The sequence below is a fragment of the Commensalibacter sp. M0355 genome (assembly GCF_016101365.1).
In the GTDB taxonomy this organism is placed as follows: Bacteria; Pseudomonadota; Alphaproteobacteria; order Acetobacterales; family Acetobacteraceae; genus Commensalibacter; species Commensalibacter melissae.
Genome location: NZ_JACFQQ010000002.1, coordinates 217,096 through 235,038 on the forward strand (window position 1 = coordinate 217,096; position 17,943 = coordinate 235,038).

Genomic DNA, 17,943 nt, shown 5'->3' on the forward strand with positions numbered 1-17,943 from the left:
AGTATAATTATAGATATACATCTTGTATTGATGATTGATCCATTTTTAATCGGCCATATTTCATAAAGAATTAATTTCATATGACACAAACGCCAAAACGATATGTTAAATATTTCATTTTTTTCATCTGCTTTCCTTTTTTATTTGCATGTGCATCCAAAAAACAGCAATCAATTCTCGAGCATGTCCAAAATGAATATAAAAACATAGTTAACTTGAATGAGCGTTATATGCACAATTTTTATGGTAAAGCCGATCCAGTCTCATTTGAACGGCTCAAACGGTATCGTTATGAGGCTTATCAATCTATAATAAACCTTCGATCAAGATATGACAAAACAAAGCCCCTACCCCAAGCCGAAATTCAAGAATCAAAAAAAAGGCTTGATATCTATCGATCATATCTCAATGCATTGGGCGCCACTTCTGCAACAAAAGATAATTTACTTGGGTTTTAAAGTATCAAGAGCGGCTTGTAATATATAACTTGCAGCCATTTTATCTACAATTTCATCCCTTTTTTTCCTGCTTAAATCCGCTTCATTAATCAAAAAGCGGTTAACTGCGCTGGAAGACAACCGTTCATCCCACAGACAGGCCGGAAGACCACTCATATTAGAAACAGCCATAATCCAATCTTTAGCTGCTTGTGCTGCAGGCCCAAAGTCACCATCCAGCGACAAAGGTAATCCGCAAACAAGACCCCCAACTTCTTCTTTTATAGATAATTCTTTCAAGTACTGAGCAAAAACTGATAGTTTCCCTCTTTTTACAACAGAAAAAGGGGAAGCAAGCATCAGGGTTATATCGGATAAGGCTAACCCAATTTGTTTTTTACCAGGATCTATTCCCAATAAACGATAATGTCTGGGTAAACCGGCCACTAAATCAGATAAACTGTTATAAAGCATGTAATCAATATGTTAGAGAAATATAAGAGTGAATTGAAAAGATAAATCTACAGAGTTTCATCTATCTTTTCCATGTAAATTACATTTTATTATAAAATATTCCTTTTTATGGTCAAATAAACTGTAATTACTCCTTATTCATGAAAGCATTAATATATGTCCATTTCTCTTCCCTCTATGATGCAAGCGGTAATCTTTGATCAACCGGGTAATCCAGACGTTTTGAAATTATCCAGTATTCCCATCCCCGTACCAAGAAGAAATGAAGTTTTAATAAAGGTTGAAGCTGCCGGTATCAATCGTCCTGACATCGTTCAAAGACAGGGCAATTATCCACCTCCCAAAAATGCAAATCCACATTTGGGTTTAGAAATAGCAGGAGAAATTGTTTCATCCCCGTCAAATTCCCATTTTTCCATCGGAGACAAAGTTTGTGCATTAACAAATGGTGGTGGATATGCACAATACTGTTCTGTTCCCTACGTACAGTGTCTTCCATGGCCCAAACAATATAACGCTATAAAAGCGGCGGCTTTACCTGAAACTTTTTTTACAGTTTGGACAAACCTTTTTGCAATCGGCAATCTAAAACCGAATGATTCCCTTCTGATCCATGGCGGCAGTGGCGGAATAGGCACTACCGCAATTCAATTAGCCAAAGCTTTTGGAGCAACCATTTATACGACTGTTGGCACTGAAGAGAAAGGGAGTTTTTGTAAAAAATTGGGCGCAACAGACTTTATAAATTATAAAAAAGATAATTTTTATGAAAAAATCAAATCGCTTACGAATAAACAAGGTGTTAATCTGATTTTAGATATTATGGGCGCTTCTTATTTCAGTGATAATATTAAATCTCTCAGTGAAGAAGGACGTTTGGTTATCATATCATTCCAAGGAGGTATAAAGGCGGAAAATGTGAATCTGGGATTGATCGCCATGAAGCGTGTTACTGTTACAGGCAGCACTTTAAGACCTCGTGATACAAAATTTAAGGGAAAAATCGCGCGCGCTTTACATAAACATGTATGGCCACTTTTAGATACCGGAATTATTGAACCTCAAGTTTTCAAGATTTTTCCATTTGAACAAGTCAGAAAGGCGCATCAATTGATGGAAAGCAATAAGCATATCGGAAAAATTGTTCTGGATCTATCACAATTTTCTGATTAACTTTATAATGTTAAAGGATTACGTTTATTCAAAGGTTTTGATTGCTCAACAGCTCGCCATAAATACCATGCCCCGATTGTCCTGAATGGACTCCATATCCTGGTGGCAATTTCCAGTTGTTTGGGTTTAGGCTGCAGTGCAAGATTTTTACAAATGCGCCAGCCTTCCCTAATTCCAAAATCATCTTTTGGCATGATATCCATACGACCAAGTGTAAAAATTAAAAGCATTTCAACCGTCCAACATCCAATTCCCGGCAGAACGGTTATACGGTCAATAAGATCTTGATCTGATAAAGTTAAAGCCTCTTCATAGTCTGGAACAATACCATCCAGGGTAGCCATGGCCAGAGCGTATAGGGAATCGATCTTGCGGAATGAAAAACCGCAATCTCGTAATTGATCCGGCCTTAATTTTAACAAAGCTCCAGGATCTGGCAAAGCTCCTGAATTAGCCAATTTCAACCTGTTTAAAATAGCATTAGCTGCATTTGCGTGCAATTGCTGCCCCGCTATGGCCTGTAATAAGGCATCATAAGGCGTTTTCCTATCGATTTTCAATCGACAGGGTCCTTCTTTATCAATAATTTTTGCTAGATCTTGATCTGTTTTTTCAAGAAACCGCATTCCCTGTTCAATGTCAGATGATGATTTGATCATTAAAATAGTCATTATCTCATATCCAGTTTAATGACACGATAATATATAGAAATAATATTAATTATTATTTTAATCGAAGATTTATTCTTTTTTAGATTACATTATGTTAAATAGATAAGGTTTTAGTCAATAAACATTCCATCCGAAGAAAATTACAGTCGAATGAACATTGGTAGACACCCTTCCCCAATATCTGGCAGACGAAAAAGCAAACGTCATTTATATTGGAATTTGGTTCAAAAATCAGATCGATCAGTAATTCATCATCAATCGGTATGCCATTTAAAACCTTCCTTGCTGGATCGCCCTAAAAATTATAACCATTTATTGAAAGGATTCAAACTCCTTCGCAAAGAACCTTTCAATAGCAATTTTAGACTTTCCGATAATATGGACAATAAACTTAAGGAAATTATAACCGGTCGATTTTTGCAATATCCAATAGATAAAAATTCCTGTCTTCATATTCCTGACCAATCAAAAAAACATCCTTTTTTTTTAGATTTTACCACCTCCATTTTTTTTCATGGAATTATTGTAATTCTTATTTTTATGGGAAGCCTCTATATAAATCACAAAAATACCAATCCATATGGAAATAGTAATCAGGGTAAACCAGTAGATGTCGTTTTCCTACCTCGATCAACAGGACAATCAGGATTAAAAGGTGAAGGATATAATGGGGAACCGGCCCCAAGCAAGGCGATTTCTCCCCCTCCCATTCCTGATTCGCTTCCTGTACCTCCAAAAATAGCCTCAGTTCCAAAACCGGATGAAAACCCATCTGAAAACAGAATGACAGTCCCACAACCCGATGCAGAACCAATATTATCCAAAAAAGAAAAATCGAGACACAAAAACAGGAAAATCAATTTAAATCAAGAACATAAATATTTTTATAAAAATATTCCCTCACGGATCAAAAGAAAAACTGCTCATCCCCTAAGATCTCAATCGCCTTTTGAAAACCTGACAAACTTGGATTTTAATGAAAATCCAAACGCTTCTCATCGCAGAATGGCAAAAATAAGACCCCAGGGGTCACGTTCAGCCATTAATATGTCCACTGGTCCTCTAGTCAAAAATGGTAAAATCAATACTCCATATGCAGATAAATTTACTATTAAAGGGGTAAGTTCCGATTACAGTGATTTAATTGCAGCCTGGATCCAACAACATATGTATTATCCACCTGATGCTATTCGTAAAGGAGAAGATGGCAGTCCTTCCGTTCATGTCGTTATCAGCCGGGATGGACAGGTTCTCTCGATAAATCTTACCAACTCCTCAGGTTCTGACGCTCTGGATGCGGCAATCCTTGGAATGTTCAGAAATGCACAACTACCCAAAATCCCTCCGGATCTTCCAGATCATTTTGATATGGATTTAAAGATCAATTATATTTTATTGCGACAATGAGTTGTATTCTGCTTTATTTTATATCAGGCAAAAAAGTGTCCAGTTCACCTTGGAAACGAATGGGAAACGTACGTTTTGCCAATCCCGTTGCATCATCTGTTTCAATGAATAATCCGCAAATAGTGGCTGATCCTTCGGCTGGCTGAAAACGATATCCAGGCATTTTTGTAACAAAACGGTTAATGGCCGCTTCTTTCTGCATACCGATGACACTGTTATAATCCCCACACATACCCGCATCCGTTTGATAGGCAGTACCCAACGGCAAAATCCGATAATCAGCGGTAGGAACATGCGTATGCGTTCCTATAACCGCAGAAACTTTTCCATCCAGATAATATCCAAGAGACATTTTCTCACTTGAAGCCTCGGCATGTATATCTATCAATACGGCATCTACTGTTTCACCCAACCGATAGGATATCAAAAGAGTTTCAATCATTTTAAAAGGATCATCAAGCGGATCCATATATAGACGACCCATTGCATTGATAACCAATATTTTTTTTTCATCCTTTGTAAAGGAGATATAATAGCCCTGCCCCGGAGTCCCAGTGGGATAGTTAATAGGTCTGACTATACGTGGTTCCTGTGCGATATAGGTAATCAGGTCTTTACGATCCCAACTGTGATTACCTAAGGTAATAACATCAACACCCGCCCTGAAAAGATCCTGTGCGATAATAGGAGACAACCCAAATCCATGACTGGCATTTTCTGCATTTACAATAACCTGATCCAAACATAGTTTAGATCTTAACATGGGCAATTCTTTTATAACGGCTTCTCGACCGCTACGACCTACTATATCCCCTAGAAAAGCAATACGCACCTTTAATCCTTCTGACTGTGAATAATCTCTGTTTCAGTAATAATCGTTTGTAAAGAACAATCAAATTTTTCAACCGGTACGGTTGATACCTCTTGATAGGAAAAAGCAATACCAGCGGTTTTAACCGTCGGATAAACAGCCAATGTTCTATCATAATACCCTCCACCATAACCCAATCGGTTACCCTTCCGGTCAAATGCCAGCAAGGGTAGCATAATTATCTGGGGGTGCATGATTTCCGTATCTGGATATAAGGTTTTATACCGTCCAGGCCTCAACTGCACTTCCGGATACCATAAGTGAAACTGCAAGGCCAATCCCACCGGTGGCGTTTCGGGTAATAGAATACGATATCCCTGCCGATATAATTCATGCAAACTATCCCGTATGTCCGCTTCAAATTCAAGAGGCCAAAAAAACGCAACTTTCTGGCTACGAAAATGTTTTTTATGAATATACTGAACAATATTTCGATTTAACTGTTTATTTTTTTTTTGCTGTAAAATTTGATTTTCAATTCTCAATTGCCGCATTTTTTGTCGCAGCATTTTTTTTTGATTTGAAATATTTTGCATCTATGTCTTTTAATAAAAATAAAGAAGCCGCCATAGCCGTCGAACTGTCAGCTCTTCCGGACCTGCAAATACAGGTGGGTGCCAGAATAACGAAACCACGATTACGTCAGCGCCAGCTCCCTTGGAAGAAATTATCGGCCCAGGAGATGAACTTTCTAACGAACCAGGCAGCCTCCATTATATATTTAGGCTATTTCAATCCTGTCTGCAATAGTCTCCGCCCGTTCGGAGAAATATTTTAATTGTTCTTGCAATTCACGGTTCTTGTTTCTTAAAACCTCAATCTCATGCTCATTTTGTTTTTTTTCCAATGCATTCAATTGATTAGTTATGTCATGAAGCTTATCCGCCATAATCAGGCTTGCCAGAGCCAACAAGCGTCCCTCACCACTCTGGCCCCCTATCTTTCGTATCATATCTATATGTTGTTCAACAATATTGGCCATTGCCTGTAAATGACCTTCCTGCCCGTCCTCACATCCAACTGTATAATTAAAACCATTAATGGAAATTGTTACTTGCGCCATTCTTTCATCTCTAACGATCTTGTTAATTTTATTTTCCAACTAATCCACTTTTAATAATACATCTTTTACCTGGGTAATTAAAATGTCTAAATTTGCTAAAATTTTATCTGCATTTTTATTTGAAATTATAGAATCAGGTGAAGATAATTTTTTGTCTAAAAAAAATTCTATTTTATCAAACGCCTTTTCAAGCTTTTTATCTGATGAATCCTGATTATTTCCCTCCTCAGTATTGTTTATGGACAATATATTTATTTTTTCTGAATTGTTTTTATTATCAGATTCAATTGTACTAATGACTTCATGCGTTTCCATGTTATTACACCTTATATGATATCCAAATAATAAAAACCTTTTTATTTTTTAAAGGTAATTATCGATTAAATACTTAAAAAAAGACACTTATCCAAAATGCAAGCCCATAAATTCACTTTTATATCACAAAAAAATATAATTTTCTCATTTAATAAATACACTACTGATACAAATGCATACTTTTTTACCGTCAATCATTTATCCCAATTTTACTTTATTAATTCACATATTAAAAATAATTACTGCCCTATAACTTTCATCTCTCCCCAGAATGCTGTTGCTTATATGGGTGTACGCTGGTGGATGCAACTTATAAAATTTGGCAAACAACTTTTTTCAAATCCAATTGATGATGCACTCGATTGCTACGATAATGCCGGATTGGCATTGGCGGCTTTGAGACTTGGCCAAAAAAAAATACTCTTTAATTCAAAATCAAAACAGTTTAACCTCCTCAAAAATCGTGCGGACTCACTTCAAGCGACTATTTTAACCAAACGTTCAGAAAGTTTTGACTTGACCGAATTAAGATTCTCTTACTTCTAAGTAATGACTATTTCATATTACAAAAAATCACATAAACTTAATTTTACTATCCTTTCTGGAAAAGAATATTATAATTTTTCACTTCTCTAATGATTTGTTTTTAGGTCTAACAATGAAACTAACCCCTCAAATTAAACATATTCTTAATAATTACGAAAGTGATAGCCCGGTAACAAAACGTAATCTTGCACGGTTGTTAATGCACGGTAAACTATCGGGAACAGGCAAACTTATTATTCTCCCTGTTGATCAAGGGGTAGAACATGGACCAGCAAGATCATTCGCTGTCAATCCAGCGGCCTATGATCCTCATTATCATTATGAACTTGCCATTGACGCAGGATTGAACGCTTATGCTGCTCCATTGGGAGCGTTGGAATGTGGGGCCGGCATCTATGCCCATCAAATCCCAACCATTCTTAAACTTAACAATGCAAATTGCCTGAACAATGCAAAAAATCAGGGAATAACAGGTTCAGTTAAGGAAGCTCTCCGTTTAGGTTGTGTCGGTATCGGATATACAATATATCCCGCAAGTGATTATTTTTATGATCAGATGAGAAATCTTCAGGAAATTATTGAGGAAGCAAAATCCGTTGGATTAATTTCAGTCATTTGGAGTTATCCACGCGGCCCCTCACTGGATAAAGATGGTGAAACCGCCATTGATGTCTGTGCCTATGCCGCACATATTGCCGCTCAAATGGGTGCCCATATTATTAAAATTAAGCCACCCACGGCTCATCTACATTTGCCTGAAGCCAAAAAAGTGTATGAAAAAGAAAAAATTGACATTTCCAGTTTAACCAAACGCACTGAACATATCATGCAATCCGCTTTTGCCGGACGTCGATTGGTTATTTTTTCAGGCGGAACCCATACCTCGGAAAAAAATCTTTTAGAAACATATCAATCACTAAAAGATGGCGGTGCAAACGGAGCTATAATTGGACGTAATGTCTTTCAGCGCCCACGTCATGAAGCCTTAGAAATTTTAAATAAACTTGTTGATATCTTTAAAAAATAATAACTATAGTTTGCATATAATATAAAGGCGTTTTATTACATAATTAAAACGCTTTTTTTTAATTAATAATTTATTATCCTTTCATTATAGTATCTTCAATAAAAAATTTGGGACGCTTTTTTACTTCCATATAAATTTTTCCAATATATTCACCTATAATTCCCAAAGAAAAAAGTTGCACTCCACCTAAAAAAAAGATTGATATAAGAACAGAAGCCCAACCCTGAACAACATAACCCATCATTTTTTCAGTCAATATATAGCCAATTGCAATTAGTGAAATAAAACAAGTTATAAATCCAATAAAACAAATTATTCTCAAAGGTATTATTGAAAAAGAGGTAATCCCTTCTAGTGCAAGTCCCAACATCTTCTTCAATGGATATTTTGATTCACCCGCCAGACGTTCACTTCTTGTGTAATAGACCCTGGCTTGTTTGTAACCAAGTAAAGGTATCAAACCACGTATATATATATTACGTTCTTTGAATTTCAGTAGACTCTGCAAAGCACGATAACTTAACAGACGATAATCCGCATGGTTGGCAATTTGTTCAACCCCCATTTTTTCCATTAATTGATAAAATAAAGTTGCGGTTCCTCTTTTGAATACAGTATCCGTGGAACGATCCTTTCTGACGCCATAAACAATTTCAAATCCCTGTTTATATTTTTCAACCATTTTGTCTATACATTGTATATCATCCTGCAAATCTGCATCGATACTGATACATATGTCCGTATCAACCGAAGATAAACCCGCTATCAGTGCAACTTGATGCCCACAATTTCTGGATAATTTTATTCCTCTTACACAGGATAATTCACGTGAAGCCAGTTTAATTTGCTGCCAACTATCATCTTCACTTCCATCATCAATAAAAAGAATATAGCTATTTTCCCTGATTTTTTTTTCTTCAACCAGGCAATTGAGAAAGTTTTTTAAAATATTTAAACTATGTTTAAATATATCCGATTCGTTATAACAAGGCACGATCAGAGCTAATGAGGGAATTGTTTCTTTGTCCATATTTCACCCCGCTTTATAAAAATCCCTTTTATCTTCCATTCTCATACAATAACATCAATGTATTATTTATTTCATGACCCAGAATTTATTAATAAAAAAACTATTCAAAGTATAAACGACCATTCCAATCAATTGGGCAAAATAGGCTTTTAAATTAGAAGAGATCAAAAAATAATCTAAGAATATTTTCATCCCTAAGAAGTTTAAAAAATAACAAAATAAAAAAGTTATAAAAAATTTTGAAAACCTTAAAACAGTCAATTGTACTGAAAAAGTAAATAATGAATTTAATATAAAACTTAAAATAAAACCAAAAATATATCCAATAATATTAGCCAAATACAAATTGACTTTAAAATATATAAGAATAAAACTAATACCTAAAGTTAAGAGGGTATTCGCTATTCCAACAACGATATATTTAGTAAAAGTGACCAACATTATTTTCATTAAAACAGAAATGGAACATTATTTATTCTCTATACATATCTATATCTTTTTATTAAACAGGTTCTAACCTATCTTTTTATCAAAAACAATCCAATATCGAATTAACAAGATAATGTCTAATTGCCAGTTATACTTATTAACACCACCCCAACTTAATCCAGAAAAATTTAAACCCTTACTAGTTGAAGCCCTTGAAGCCGGACCTATTGCTGCTGTTCAACTTCGTTTAAAAAACGTCACGGACCTTGAAATATGCCAAGCAATTGAAATTCTTAAACCTGTCGTTCAGGAACGTGATATTGCTTTTATACTTAATGACCGTCCAGATCTGGCAAAAAAATTTGAATGTGACGGTGTTCATATAGGTATGGAAGATATGCCTATACAACAAGCCCGACAAATTGTTGGGGATCATTTACAATTAGGTGTTTCCTGTTACGACAGTAAAGACTTGGCAATGCAAGCTGGTGAAAGTGGCGCTGATTATATTGCCTATGGCGCCTTTTTTCCTTCACCAACCAAAAATACAGAAATTCGCACTCCTGTTGAACTCTTAAAATGGTGGTCAGAATTAATGGAACTTCCTGTAGTTGCAATTGGCGGCATTACACCTGAAAATTGCAAACCCCTTGTAAAGGCTGGCGCAGACTTTCTTGCAGTTATAAATGCTGTATGGGGACATGCTGAAGGTCCAGCCCAAGGAATCAAAGAAATGTTAAAATCTATAAACGAGGCTGAGCAAGAATAACCATTCTATAATTAGTAATAAAAATAAATCTGCAATTATCTTGGATAAAATTATTAACTAAAAAAATTCGTTTTTTTTCTAATAATACCGACATAAGCAACATCCAGCTTTTTAAGAGGAAGAATATCCAATACGAATTAAATCACTTCTGAAATCATAATTATGAACTGTTAAATATAATGCTGAAACTTGATAAATTACTGTTCTTTTATCAAAAATTATTAAACAAGGATTGTGTATTATCTGTTCAATTTTTTAACGTGTATCATGATCGGTCTGAATCTAGCATGACCACGCAATGAAAGGGAAAGAAATATAGAAAACTATATAAAAAAAATAATACGAACCTATATTTGAAAATGACTTTCATCCCTTTTATTGCGATTTACAAAATTTATTCCAGTTATGGAACAACATTCAGTAAATCCTGAGTCACATATATGAAACCATTGGCCTGGGGAATACCATTTACCCAGATTTTATTTCTCTCTCCAACCTTGTTTTTAACTATCAATTGCTGTTTGGTATCGTCCAAGGAAATATATAATGGATCATTATAATAGGTTGTTAGAGTGTAAGTTCCATTATGTTGCAATACCAGTTTTTTAAGATATTCAGGTGAATAACTTCCAAACACTATTGTATACCCCATCAATCTTTTCAAATAAGATTCATTCTGAACGTCCATCAATGAACCATTCACAAAAAATTTAGGCTTTTCCATTGGTGCATTTGGTACTGCAAAAAGCGTATAGGGACCCCGACGTTCAATAATCGATAACAGACCTGTTTTCCGCAATGCCGCCGTATAATCCGCCAACACGATAGAGGCTCTTACTGTTTGATCCAATGATTCGTCAGCATAAACAGGCATATTGGGCACTGGAAATTCTTTAACATTATTGTAAGAAGGAATAAAATAAAGTTTTGTGCTCCCTTTCGTATAATATGTATCAACTTTGGCAGTATGACGGCAATACCAGGATGGGCTCCCATGCCATTGACATTCTCGTTCATGCTCGGGGACACCACTATTGGAACAATTAACTAATGAGAGTAGTCCTATAAAACCACAAATTCGAATTGAAATTTTTTTTAAATAATTTTTATCAGCCCAATTACCAACGTTTAAATGTCTCATCCTGTCAAAATCCTTATATTAAATTCTTACTCTTGCCAGCGCTTAATAAACTTTAGACATAATATCTCTATGATTTAACTTGTAATAAACATTTCGACAAGCATTCAATCATTTATTTCTATCAATAAAACTACGTTATTCATACCCATAATATATTCTGTATATTGGTCACACCTGTTGCCAACATGACCAATCGATCTACACCCATGGCAATTCCCGAACACACAGGTAATTTTTCAAGCGAAAGCAATAATTCCTCATCCATCTCCCAATATTTCATTTCAGGATATAATTCAGAACGACGCTGACGATCGTAAACAAATCTTTTTCTCTGCTCCAGTGGATCGGTCAATTCTTCAAATGCATTTGCCAGTTCCAGACCTCCTGCATATAATTCGAATCGCAAAGCCACCCGCGGATCCAAGGGATCCTTTTTTGCCAGAGCTGCTTGGCTTAAAGGCCAATGGGTCAGGAACGTTGGATTTTGTCTTCCTATATTCGGTTCGACTTTTTCCAATAGAAGACGAAAGAACAAATCTTCCCATGTTTCATTATTCCTTGCATCAACCTTTGCCGCCTTTGCCAATAAGGCAACATCTTCAGGAAGATCAAGCAAGTCAATACCAACATAAATCTCAAAGGCTTGTTGAATTGTCAGACGTTGAAACGGTTTGGTAAAATCAAGCTTGTAATGATTATAATCAATATAAGGTGGCAATAACCTCTTTAACAGCAATTCTGTTTCATCCATAAGATCACCAAGGGAACAGTTAGGTCTATACCATTCCAACATCGTGAATTCTGATGAATGAATATTACCTCCCTCTTGATTTCTCCAAACCCGTGCCAACTGAAAAATAGGCTGATGAATTTCTGCCATTACCTTCTTCATGGAAAATTCTGGACTGGTATGAAGAAAGAGATTGTATTTTTCTCCTTGGGGAGTTTCATATACCGAATGAAACGGATGTAAATGGACTTCCTCCCCAGGAGTTTTGACCAAATAAGGCGTTTCAATTTCCATGTATCCTCGAGCATCAAAAAAACTGCGAATGGATTTCATGATCCATTGACGACGTTTCAATAAAGGTAAACGATCGGCTATCGATACTCTAAGATCAGACATAATATTGCAGGGTTCCTTATTATGTTGAGAAATTTATTTATGTCTTTAAATATGTAACAATTTAAATTAAATAAAAGCTTTCCTCTTCAAAGCAAGAAAAAATTCATGACATCAAAAACACTTCGAAATGTTCAGGATTTAATTGATTCCAGGCTAATTGATCAAACCATTAGAAAGCCTCTGCAAGAATTGGAACAGTTTTATGCCACCGCCATTTCTCCTGAAATGGTGAATCTTATTCATGATTTTGAAAAGAATGACCCCAACCCAATCGGTCTACAATACATTCCTCATCCTGATGAATTGAAAATTACCCCGGATGAAATGCATGATCCCATTGGAGATGAAGCATTATCACCAATCAAAGGGATTGTTCATCGTTATGAAGACCGTGTATTATTGAAACCTCTACAGATTTGTCCTGTCTATTGCCGCTTCTGTTTCCGCAGGGAACATGTTGGCCCAGATCACGGTTTACTTAATGACAGGGAATTGATTGCAGCACTTCAATGGATTGAAAAACATTCCAAAATTCGTGAAGTTATTCTTTCAGGGGGCGACCCCTTTATTCTTTCGCCACGTCGAATGAAACTGATTATACAAAAAATAAATAACATACCGCATGTTTCAACCATACGGATTCATACACGTGTCCCTTTTTCCGCACCCTCTCTTATGGACAAGATCTTTATTGAGAGTCTGGACACAGACAAGGCGCTATGGATCGTTGTTCATGCCAATCATCCAGCTGAATTCACACCTTACGCATTCAAGGCCATTCGCAGTTTGCTCTCGAGAGGGATACCTCTTCTTAGCCAATCCGTATTATTGAAAAATGTGAATGATAATATTGAAACGCTGGAAAACCTATTAAGATCTTTTGTTGAATGGCGGATAAAGCCCTATTATTTACATCAGCTGGATAAAGCGCCTGGCACCAATCGATTTTATGTACCCATTAATAATGGACAGGAATTACTTCGTGCATTAAGAGGGCGCGTTACAGGTATAGCTTGGCCTACTTATGTTCTTGATATTCCTGGAGGGTATGGAAAAGTTCCATTGGGACCAGACTATTATGATCCCGAAAAACCATCCTCGATTCTTGACCCTAAAAATCATAATCATAAAATTTAAATTATATCTTGCAGCAACGCCTAGTCCATTTTATATAAAAAGAACGATAAACCGTCTTTTTAGTATTTTAATCATCAGAGAGTATTATGAAACAACAGGCAAACCAAATCCGTGCAGGTCAGGTTATTGAACATGATGGACGTCGGTGGTCTGTCCTTAAGCAGCAAATCATCACACCTGGTAAAGGCGGTGCCTTTATTCAAGTCGAAATGCGTGATCTTAAAACAGGCAACAAAACCAATGAACGTTGGCGTACTGCCGATACCGTCGAACGTCTGTTAACCGAAGACAAGGAATATAATTACTCTTATGAAGATGGTGATAATCTTGTGTTCATGGATCCGGAAACTTTTGAACAATTTATGTTGCCAAAAGATATACTTGGGGATCAGGTTGCGTTTCTGCAGGATAATATGAAGGTCATAGTCAATTTGGTTGAGGGCGATCCCATTTCCGTCACATTGCCCCCTCAGGTAACCTTGGAAATTGTTGAGGCCGAACCTGTGGTAAAAGGTCAAACAGCAAGTTCTTCCTATAAGCCCGCCATGTTATCCAATGGTGTAAAAACAATGGTTCCCCCTTTTATCGAGGCTGGAGAAAAAATCGTTGTGCGAACAGAAGATGGTAGCTATGTTGAAAGAGCAAAAAATTAGGCTTTTTTATAGTTTTAAACCTAAACCATTTTTATTTTGATCTAAAGAAAAGATGTCAAATCTTAGTCAATTAAGAAAGACATCTTTTTAAATTTGCATTATTAAGTTAGGTTAAATACTAACTGAAAAATTCAAATGCCTTTTGTAAATTCTAGGAAAAATTAATGGCGATTCGACTTTCCCCTCATATGACCGTAATGCAGAATGCAGCACAAAAAGCTGCACGCACGCTTCTTCGTGATTTTAATGAAGTTGAGATGTTGCAAGTGAGTGTCAAAGGTCCCGGGGACTTCGTATCACAGGCAGACCTAAAGGCCGAATCGACTATTAAAACAGAACTCAGTAAGGCGAGACCTGGATATGCCTTTCTTATGGAAGAAAGCGGTGCTTCTGGGGGAGATAACTGGAACTGGCGCTGGGTTGTTGATCCTCTTGATGGAACAACTAATTTTTTACATGGAATACCACATTGGGCAATTTCCATAGGCCTTCAGAAACGTAATGATAAAGGGCAGGTTGAAATCGTTGCCGGCGTTATTTATAACCCGGTTGCCAATGAAATGTTTTGGGCTGAAAAGGGTGTCGGTGCTTTTCTGAATGAACGTCGCCTTCGCGTTTCCTCTCGACGAGACATGTTTCAGGCTGTACTTGCCACTGGCATTCCTTTTGCCATTTCCGACATTAATAAACAGGAAAAATTTGTAAAAATCCTTAAATCAGTTATGCCAAAAATTGCAGGCATAAGACGCTATGGTGCCGCTGCCCTGGATTTAGCATGGGTTGCAGCAGGCCGTTATGAAGGTTTTTGGGAAATGGATTTAAAACCCTGGGATGTTGCCGCAGGAATTCTATTGGTCAAGGAAGCGGGCGGATATGTAACCGATCCTGAAGGAAATCCATTAGATGATCTAAAAATGTCCGTTAATACCGTTGCAGGAAATGCAGCACTTTTCCCTAAAATTAGGGAGACAATATTAGAAAACATTTCCAAACCTTGATAATTAATGATAATTAATTTTAGTTATTCTTTTATTCTAACAGGTTGAGAATTCGTCAATGTTTTTTTTATCATCTTCTGCACCAGCACTAAAAAAAAAGCATCTTTATTATTTGACCATATTTTCAACCGTATTGTTTTCCTCTTGGAATAACATGATTTTTGCCCAGGTTAGTGTCAATAATTCAGCCTTGAATAATCTAGGTCCTGCAAAAAATATCCAACCAAAATCGACAAAAAATAAAAAAGCAACTTCTATTTCCAAACACACAAAACAACCAACAAATCCTGCCAAAATTACGCCGTCAAAGCCAAAACAAACACAAGCTGCCATCCCGTCAATTCCCAATTCCCCACCTCCCAACCCTGTTTTTAGAGATCCAGAGTTAAACGTACCTTTACATCCACCAGCCTCTCCTGCCATGCCTAAGATTAATCCTAAAGTCCAAGGAAATGTCGTGGTTAATGATCAACACACCATCATTAATTTTAAGGGAGATGAATCTGAATTAAACGAAATAATGATGAAAACGGTAATGGATATGGCTAATGTACTTAAGCGGAATCCTAACGTTCAGATTTACCTTAATGCATATAGTCATGGAACTGTTGATGATATATCTACACCAAGAAGAAACGCCTTAAATCGTGGGCTTACTATACGTGCTGTCTTAATTAATCAGGGTATTCCGGCCACTCGCATTTATTTGATTGCAAAAGGCATACCGGAATCAAATACAAATGCAAATCCAGATTATGTTGAAATGGTACGTTCAGATTTAGTAAAAGACAAAAAATAACTTTTTTAAACGCATACTGTTTGAATTGTATATTCTATAAAAAATCCTCTTAAACAGAGGATTGTAAAAAGTAAAACAAATTTAGAACTAACCTTGACGTGCTTTCATACGCGGATTTTTCTTGTTGATTACATATACTTTTCCATGACGGCGAACAATGCGACAATCTTTATCGCGGAGTTTCGCAGAACGTAAACTATTTCTGATTTTCATAATTAATTCATCCCAGGCAATAAATACAAAAGTCCCTTTTTATATAAAGAAAAATTAAAAAATGTCAAATGCAAAGCGATTATTTTCTAAAGTTTAAGCTTTTGGAAAACTTTTTCAAATTGCTTGAATTCTGCCGATCTCAATGAATTTCTACGCCAGGCCAGGCCAATTGTTCTCCAGGCTGGATTTCCCTCTAAAGAACAGACAGCTACATCCTTGTTTACTATTGCACCGGATTTAATAACCATTTCGGGAATAAATGCAATTCCCAAACCGACTTCAACCATACTTATTACCGTATCCAGAGAAGAGGCGACAAAATTGTTGCTGAAATCGTTGACCGCTTTCATGGTCTGACTTTGTCGACACATATCAATGGTCTGATCGCGTAAACAATGACCATCTTGCAACATTATAATTTCTTTTGGATCAATCTGATGTAATGACACCCTATCCAAAGAGGCTAAGACATGATCCTTGGGTGTTATTAAATAGAATTTGTCTTTATAAAGCGCATAGGTATCCGCACCTCCACAGGAACAGGGCATTGCAATAATCAATAAATCGAGATATCCAATGAATAATTTTTCCATTAGATTTTCTGTTATATCTTCCTGAATAGTCAAAGTTAGTTTTGGATAGGTTTTCCGAATTTCCCTAACCAAAAAAGATAAAATATAAGGTGCAATTGTGGGAATGATTCCAAGCCTCAAAGAAGAGGAAAGTGGTTCATGCGCAAAACTTACCATTTCACGAACCGTTTCCAAACCCTGTAATGCAATTCTTGCTTGTTCAGCTATTTCCTGTCCCAATGGTGTAAATACAACCCTTTTTCCCGCTGTTCTATCCAATATAGAGACATTCAACTGACGTTCTAAACTTAAAATTCCTGCAGATAATGTTGACTGTGTGACAGAGCAGGCATTTGCCGCACGACCAAAATGATGTAATTCTGACAATGCAATAAGATAACGTAATTGTTGCGGCGAAGGGAGTGCTTCCATCGTTTTTTTCAATCATTCATTACTAAATATTTCATTTGAAATATTAGCATTTTTTACACATATTAATAGAGGAACCAAAAAAATTTTATAATGTTATTTTATTAGGAGAAAATAATATGTTGACTGTTGGTGATCAATTTCCGTCTTTTAGTCTTACAACTGTTCCTGCTGGTCCTGATGGACTGAATGGAGAATTTATAACGATCAATAATCAAAGCGACAAGGGTAAATGGAAATTATTTTTCTTTTGGCCTATGGATTTCACATTCATTTGCCCAACGGAAATCGCGGCTTTTAGCGACATGGAAACAGAATTTTCAGAACGTAACACTGCTGTTTACGGTGTATCGATTGACTCTGAATATGTTCATTTAAACTGGCGTCTTCATAATGAAACTTTAAAAAATCTGAAGATTCCAATGTTGGCTGACAACAAGCGTGAACTTTCTGCAGCATTAGGTATTCTTCATTATGAAGCTGGTGTTGATTTAAGAGCGACATATATTGTTGATCCAGAAGGGATTATCCGTCACGTCAGTGCAAATGACCTGTCTGTTGGTCGCAATCCAGAAGAATTCCTCCGCATTCTTGATGCTTTGCAAAACGGGGGGCTTTGTCCTTGCAGCTGGCACAAAGGGGATAAAACTCTTTAGTTTATCC

23 protein-coding genes and 1 other RNA gene are annotated in these 17,943 nt (G+C 36.4%); 11 read left to right on the forward strand and 13 right to left on the reverse strand.

Annotated features, from left to right (window positions below; genetic code table 11):
* Nucleotides 1–80 precede the first annotated feature (80 nt).
* Nucleotides 81–458, forward strand: a complete 378-nt coding sequence (locus H3T44_RS04745) for a hypothetical protein (protein WP_198196361.1) — start codon at nt 81–83, stop codon at nt 456–458.
* On the opposite strand, the gene ruvX is transcribed toward H3T44_RS04745, so the two are convergent.
* Nucleotides 444–911 carry a Holliday junction resolvase RuvX gene (gene ruvX / locus H3T44_RS04750; protein WP_110438828.1) on the reverse strand — a complete coding sequence of 156 codons (468 nt, stop codon included), beginning with the start codon at nt 909–911 and terminating at the stop codon, nt 444–446. The two genes, H3T44_RS04745 and ruvX, sit on opposite strands and share 15 nt — an antisense overlap.
* A gap of 156 nt (nt 912–1,067) precedes the next feature.
* On the opposite strand from ruvX, the gene H3T44_RS04755 reads away from it, so the two are divergent.
* Nucleotides 1,068–2,084, forward strand: a complete 1,017-nt coding sequence (locus tag H3T44_RS04755) for an NAD(P)H-quinone oxidoreductase (RefSeq protein WP_230882835.1) — start codon at nt 1,068–1,070, stop codon at nt 2,082–2,084.
* A 2-nt stretch (nt 2,085–2,086) separates the two neighbouring features.
* Here the strand turns inward: H3T44_RS04755 and H3T44_RS04760 are convergent, their stop codons facing one another.
* Nucleotides 2,087–2,755, reverse strand: coding sequence for a DNA-3-methyladenine glycosylase (locus tag H3T44_RS04760; protein WP_232347514.1), 669 nt, complete (start codon nt 2,753–2,755; stop codon nt 2,087–2,089).
* A gap of 150 nt (nt 2,756–2,905) precedes the next feature.
* Here H3T44_RS04760 and H3T44_RS04765 point away from each other — a divergent pair, with 150 nt between their 5' ends.
* Nucleotides 2,906–4,162 carry an energy transducer TonB gene (locus H3T44_RS04765; RefSeq protein WP_198196363.1) on the forward strand — a complete coding sequence of 419 codons (1,257 nt, stop codon included), beginning with the start codon at nt 2,906–2,908 and terminating at the stop codon, nt 4,160–4,162.
* Between the two features lie 13 nt (nt 4,163–4,175).
* Here the strand turns inward: H3T44_RS04765 and H3T44_RS04770 are convergent, their stop codons facing one another.
* From H3T44_RS04770 to H3T44_RS04790, 5 genes are all read right to left on the reverse strand, one after another.
* Nucleotides 4,176–4,994, reverse strand: coding sequence for a TIGR00282 family metallophosphoesterase (locus H3T44_RS04770; protein ID WP_198196365.1), 819 nt, complete (start codon nt 4,992–4,994; stop codon nt 4,176–4,178).
* Nucleotides 4,995–4,996: 2 nt separating this feature from the next.
* Nucleotides 4,997–5,569: a 5-formyltetrahydrofolate cyclo-ligase gene (locus H3T44_RS04775; RefSeq protein ID WP_198184853.1), complete on the reverse strand. Its 573-nt coding sequence runs from the start codon at nt 5,567–5,569 to the stop codon at nt 4,997–4,999.
* 20 nt (nt 5,570–5,589) lie between these two features.
* Nucleotides 5,590–5,746, reverse strand: a non-coding RNA gene (gene ssrS / locus H3T44_RS04780) — 6S RNA.
* An 8-nt stretch (nt 5,747–5,754) separates the two neighbouring features.
* Nucleotides 5,755–6,096: a cell division protein ZapA gene (locus H3T44_RS04785; RefSeq protein ID WP_122124259.1), complete on the reverse strand. Its 342-nt coding sequence runs from the start codon at nt 6,094–6,096 to the stop codon at nt 5,755–5,757.
* A gap of 39 nt (nt 6,097–6,135) precedes the next feature.
* The gene (locus tag H3T44_RS04790; protein WP_198196367.1) at nt 6,136–6,411 is read right to left on the reverse strand and encodes a hypothetical protein; all 276 of its coding nucleotides are present in this window, start codon (nt 6,409–6,411) and stop codon (nt 6,136–6,138) included.
* 303 nt (nt 6,412–6,714) lie between these two features.
* On the opposite strand from H3T44_RS04790, the gene H3T44_RS04795 reads away from it, so the two are divergent.
* Both H3T44_RS04795 and H3T44_RS04800 read left to right on the forward strand, forming a co-directional pair.
* Nucleotides 6,715–6,957 (forward strand): hypothetical protein, encoded by a 243-nt coding sequence (locus H3T44_RS04795; protein WP_198196369.1) that lies wholly within the window; start codon nt 6,715–6,717, stop codon nt 6,955–6,957.
* 112 nt (nt 6,958–7,069) lie between these two features.
* Complete coding sequence (locus H3T44_RS04800) at nt 7,070–7,984, forward strand: class I fructose-bisphosphate aldolase (protein WP_110438822.1); 915 nt, start codon at nt 7,070–7,072, stop codon at nt 7,982–7,984.
* Nucleotides 7,985–8,057: 73 nt separating this feature from the next.
* Here H3T44_RS04800 and H3T44_RS04805 read toward each other — a convergent pair whose 3' ends face one another.
* Both H3T44_RS04805 and H3T44_RS09190 read right to left on the reverse strand, forming a co-directional pair.
* Nucleotides 8,058–9,014: a glycosyltransferase family 2 protein gene (locus tag H3T44_RS04805; RefSeq protein ID WP_198196371.1), complete on the reverse strand. Its 957-nt coding sequence runs from the start codon at nt 9,012–9,014 to the stop codon at nt 8,058–8,060.
* A 66-nt stretch (nt 9,015–9,080) separates the two neighbouring features.
* Nucleotides 9,081–9,464, reverse strand: coding sequence for a GtrA family protein (locus H3T44_RS09190; protein ID WP_370552726.1), 384 nt, complete (start codon nt 9,462–9,464; stop codon nt 9,081–9,083).
* A gap of 112 nt (nt 9,465–9,576) precedes the next feature.
* On the opposite strand from H3T44_RS09190, the gene thiE reads away from it, so the two are divergent.
* On the forward strand, nt 9,577–10,212 hold the full coding sequence (thiE, locus tag H3T44_RS04815) for a thiamine phosphate synthase (protein WP_110438819.1): 636 nt from the start codon (nt 9,577–9,579) through the stop codon (nt 10,210–10,212).
* 403 nt (nt 10,213–10,615) lie between these two features.
* Here thiE and H3T44_RS04820 read toward each other — a convergent pair whose 3' ends face one another.
* Together H3T44_RS04820 and epmA are read right to left on the reverse strand one after the other, a co-directional pair.
* Entirely contained in the window at nt 10,616–11,353 is a 738-nt protein-coding gene (locus H3T44_RS04820; protein WP_155569083.1) for a fasciclin domain-containing protein, read from the reverse strand.
* 139 nt (nt 11,354–11,492) lie between these two features.
* Nucleotides 11,493–12,479, reverse strand: a complete 987-nt coding sequence (epmA, locus tag H3T44_RS04825) for an EF-P lysine aminoacylase EpmA (protein ID WP_155571803.1) — start codon at nt 12,477–12,479, stop codon at nt 11,493–11,495.
* 105 nt (nt 12,480–12,584) lie between these two features.
* On the opposite strand from epmA, the gene H3T44_RS04830 reads away from it, so the two are divergent.
* From H3T44_RS04830 to H3T44_RS04845, 4 genes are all read left to right on the forward strand, one after another.
* Nucleotides 12,585–13,616, forward strand: coding sequence for a lysine-2,3-aminomutase-like protein (locus H3T44_RS04830; protein ID WP_198196374.1), 1,032 nt, complete (start codon nt 12,585–12,587; stop codon nt 13,614–13,616).
* A gap of 86 nt (nt 13,617–13,702) precedes the next feature.
* Nucleotides 13,703–14,269, forward strand: coding sequence for an elongation factor P (gene efp, locus H3T44_RS04835; RefSeq protein WP_110438815.1), 567 nt, complete (start codon nt 13,703–13,705; stop codon nt 14,267–14,269).
* Between the two features lie 170 nt (nt 14,270–14,439).
* Nucleotides 14,440–15,267 carry an inositol monophosphatase family protein gene (locus H3T44_RS04840; protein WP_198184981.1) on the forward strand — a complete coding sequence of 276 codons (828 nt, stop codon included), beginning with the start codon at nt 14,440–14,442 and terminating at the stop codon, nt 15,265–15,267.
* 58 nt (nt 15,268–15,325) lie between these two features.
* The gene (locus tag H3T44_RS04845; protein WP_198196376.1) at nt 15,326–16,066 is read left to right on the forward strand and encodes an OmpA family protein; all 741 of its coding nucleotides are present in this window, start codon (nt 15,326–15,328) and stop codon (nt 16,064–16,066) included.
* Nucleotides 16,067–16,153: 87 nt separating this feature from the next.
* Here the strand turns inward: H3T44_RS04845 and ykgO are convergent, their stop codons facing one another.
* Together ykgO and H3T44_RS04855 are read right to left on the reverse strand one after the other, a co-directional pair.
* Nucleotides 16,154–16,279 (reverse strand): type B 50S ribosomal protein L36, encoded by a 126-nt coding sequence (gene ykgO, locus H3T44_RS04850; RefSeq protein WP_110438813.1) that lies wholly within the window; start codon nt 16,277–16,279, stop codon nt 16,154–16,156.
* An 86-nt stretch (nt 16,280–16,365) separates the two neighbouring features.
* On the reverse strand, nt 16,366–17,283 hold the full coding sequence (locus tag H3T44_RS04855; protein ID WP_110438812.1) for a hydrogen peroxide-inducible genes activator: 918 nt from the start codon (nt 17,281–17,283) through the stop codon (nt 16,366–16,368).
* 116 nt (nt 17,284–17,399) lie between these two features.
* Between H3T44_RS04855 and H3T44_RS04860 the strand changes: the two genes are divergently transcribed.
* On the forward strand, nt 17,400–17,936 hold the full coding sequence (locus tag H3T44_RS04860; RefSeq protein WP_110438811.1) for a peroxiredoxin: 537 nt from the start codon (nt 17,400–17,402) through the stop codon (nt 17,934–17,936).
* The last annotated feature ends 7 nt before the right edge of the window (nt 17,937–17,943 follow it).

Excerpts from the sequence above, each read along its gene's own strand:
- H3T44_RS04745 (WP_198196361.1), top strand. The coding sequence starts at position 81 with ATGACACAAACGCCAAAACGATATGTTAAATATTTCATTTTTTTCATC.
- ruvX (WP_110438828.1), bottom strand. The coding sequence starts at position 911 with ATGCTTTATAACAGTTTATCTGATTTAGTGGCCGGTTTACCCAGACAT.
- H3T44_RS04755 (WP_230882835.1), top strand. The coding sequence starts at position 1,068 with ATGTCCATTTCTCTTCCCTCTATGATGCAAGCGGTAATCTTTGATCAA.
- H3T44_RS04760 (WP_232347514.1), bottom strand. The coding sequence starts at position 2,755 with ATGACTATTTTAATGATCAAATCATCATCTGACATTGAACAGGGAATG.
- H3T44_RS04765 (WP_198196363.1), top strand. The coding sequence starts at position 2,906 with ATGAACATTGGTAGACACCCTTCCCCAATATCTGGCAGACGAAAAAGC.
- H3T44_RS04775 (WP_198184853.1), bottom strand. The coding sequence starts at position 5,569 with ATGCAAAATATTTCAAATCAAAAAAAAATGCTGCGACAAAAAATGCGG.
- H3T44_RS04785 (WP_122124259.1), bottom strand. The coding sequence starts at position 6,096 with ATGGCGCAAGTAACAATTTCCATTAATGGTTTTAATTATACAGTTGGA.
- H3T44_RS04790 (WP_198196367.1), bottom strand. The coding sequence starts at position 6,411 with ATGGAAACGCATGAAGTCATTAGTACAATTGAATCTGATAATAAAAAC.
- H3T44_RS04795 (WP_198196369.1), top strand. The coding sequence starts at position 6,715 with ATGCAACTTATAAAATTTGGCAAACAACTTTTTTCAAATCCAATTGAT.
- H3T44_RS04800 (WP_110438822.1), top strand. The coding sequence starts at position 7,070 with ATGAAACTAACCCCTCAAATTAAACATATTCTTAATAATTACGAAAGT.
- H3T44_RS04805 (WP_198196371.1), bottom strand. The coding sequence starts at position 9,014 with ATGGACAAAGAAACAATTCCCTCATTAGCTCTGATCGTGCCTTGTTAT.
- H3T44_RS09190 (WP_370552726.1), bottom strand. The coding sequence starts at position 9,464 with ATGAAAATAATGTTGGTCACTTTTACTAAATATATCGTTGTTGGAATA.
- thiE (WP_110438819.1), top strand. The coding sequence starts at position 9,577 with ATGTCTAATTGCCAGTTATACTTATTAACACCACCCCAACTTAATCCA.
- H3T44_RS04820 (WP_155569083.1), bottom strand. The coding sequence starts at position 11,353 with ATGAGACATTTAAACGTTGGTAATTGGGCTGATAAAAATTATTTAAAA.
- epmA (WP_155571803.1), bottom strand. The coding sequence starts at position 12,479 with ATGTCTGATCTTAGAGTATCGATAGCCGATCGTTTACCTTTATTGAAA.
- H3T44_RS04830 (WP_198196374.1), top strand. The coding sequence starts at position 12,585 with ATGACATCAAAAACACTTCGAAATGTTCAGGATTTAATTGATTCCAGG.
- efp (WP_110438815.1), top strand. The coding sequence starts at position 13,703 with ATGAAACAACAGGCAAACCAAATCCGTGCAGGTCAGGTTATTGAACAT.
- H3T44_RS04845 (WP_198196376.1), top strand. The coding sequence starts at position 15,326 with ATGTTTTTTTTATCATCTTCTGCACCAGCACTAAAAAAAAAGCATCTT.
- ykgO (WP_110438813.1), bottom strand. The coding sequence starts at position 16,279 with ATGAAAATCAGAAATAGTTTACGTTCTGCGAAACTCCGCGATAAAGAT.
- H3T44_RS04855 (WP_110438812.1), bottom strand. The coding sequence starts at position 17,283 with ATGGAAGCACTCCCTTCGCCGCAACAATTACGTTATCTTATTGCATTG.
- H3T44_RS04860 (WP_110438811.1), top strand. The coding sequence starts at position 17,400 with ATGTTGACTGTTGGTGATCAATTTCCGTCTTTTAGTCTTACAACTGTT.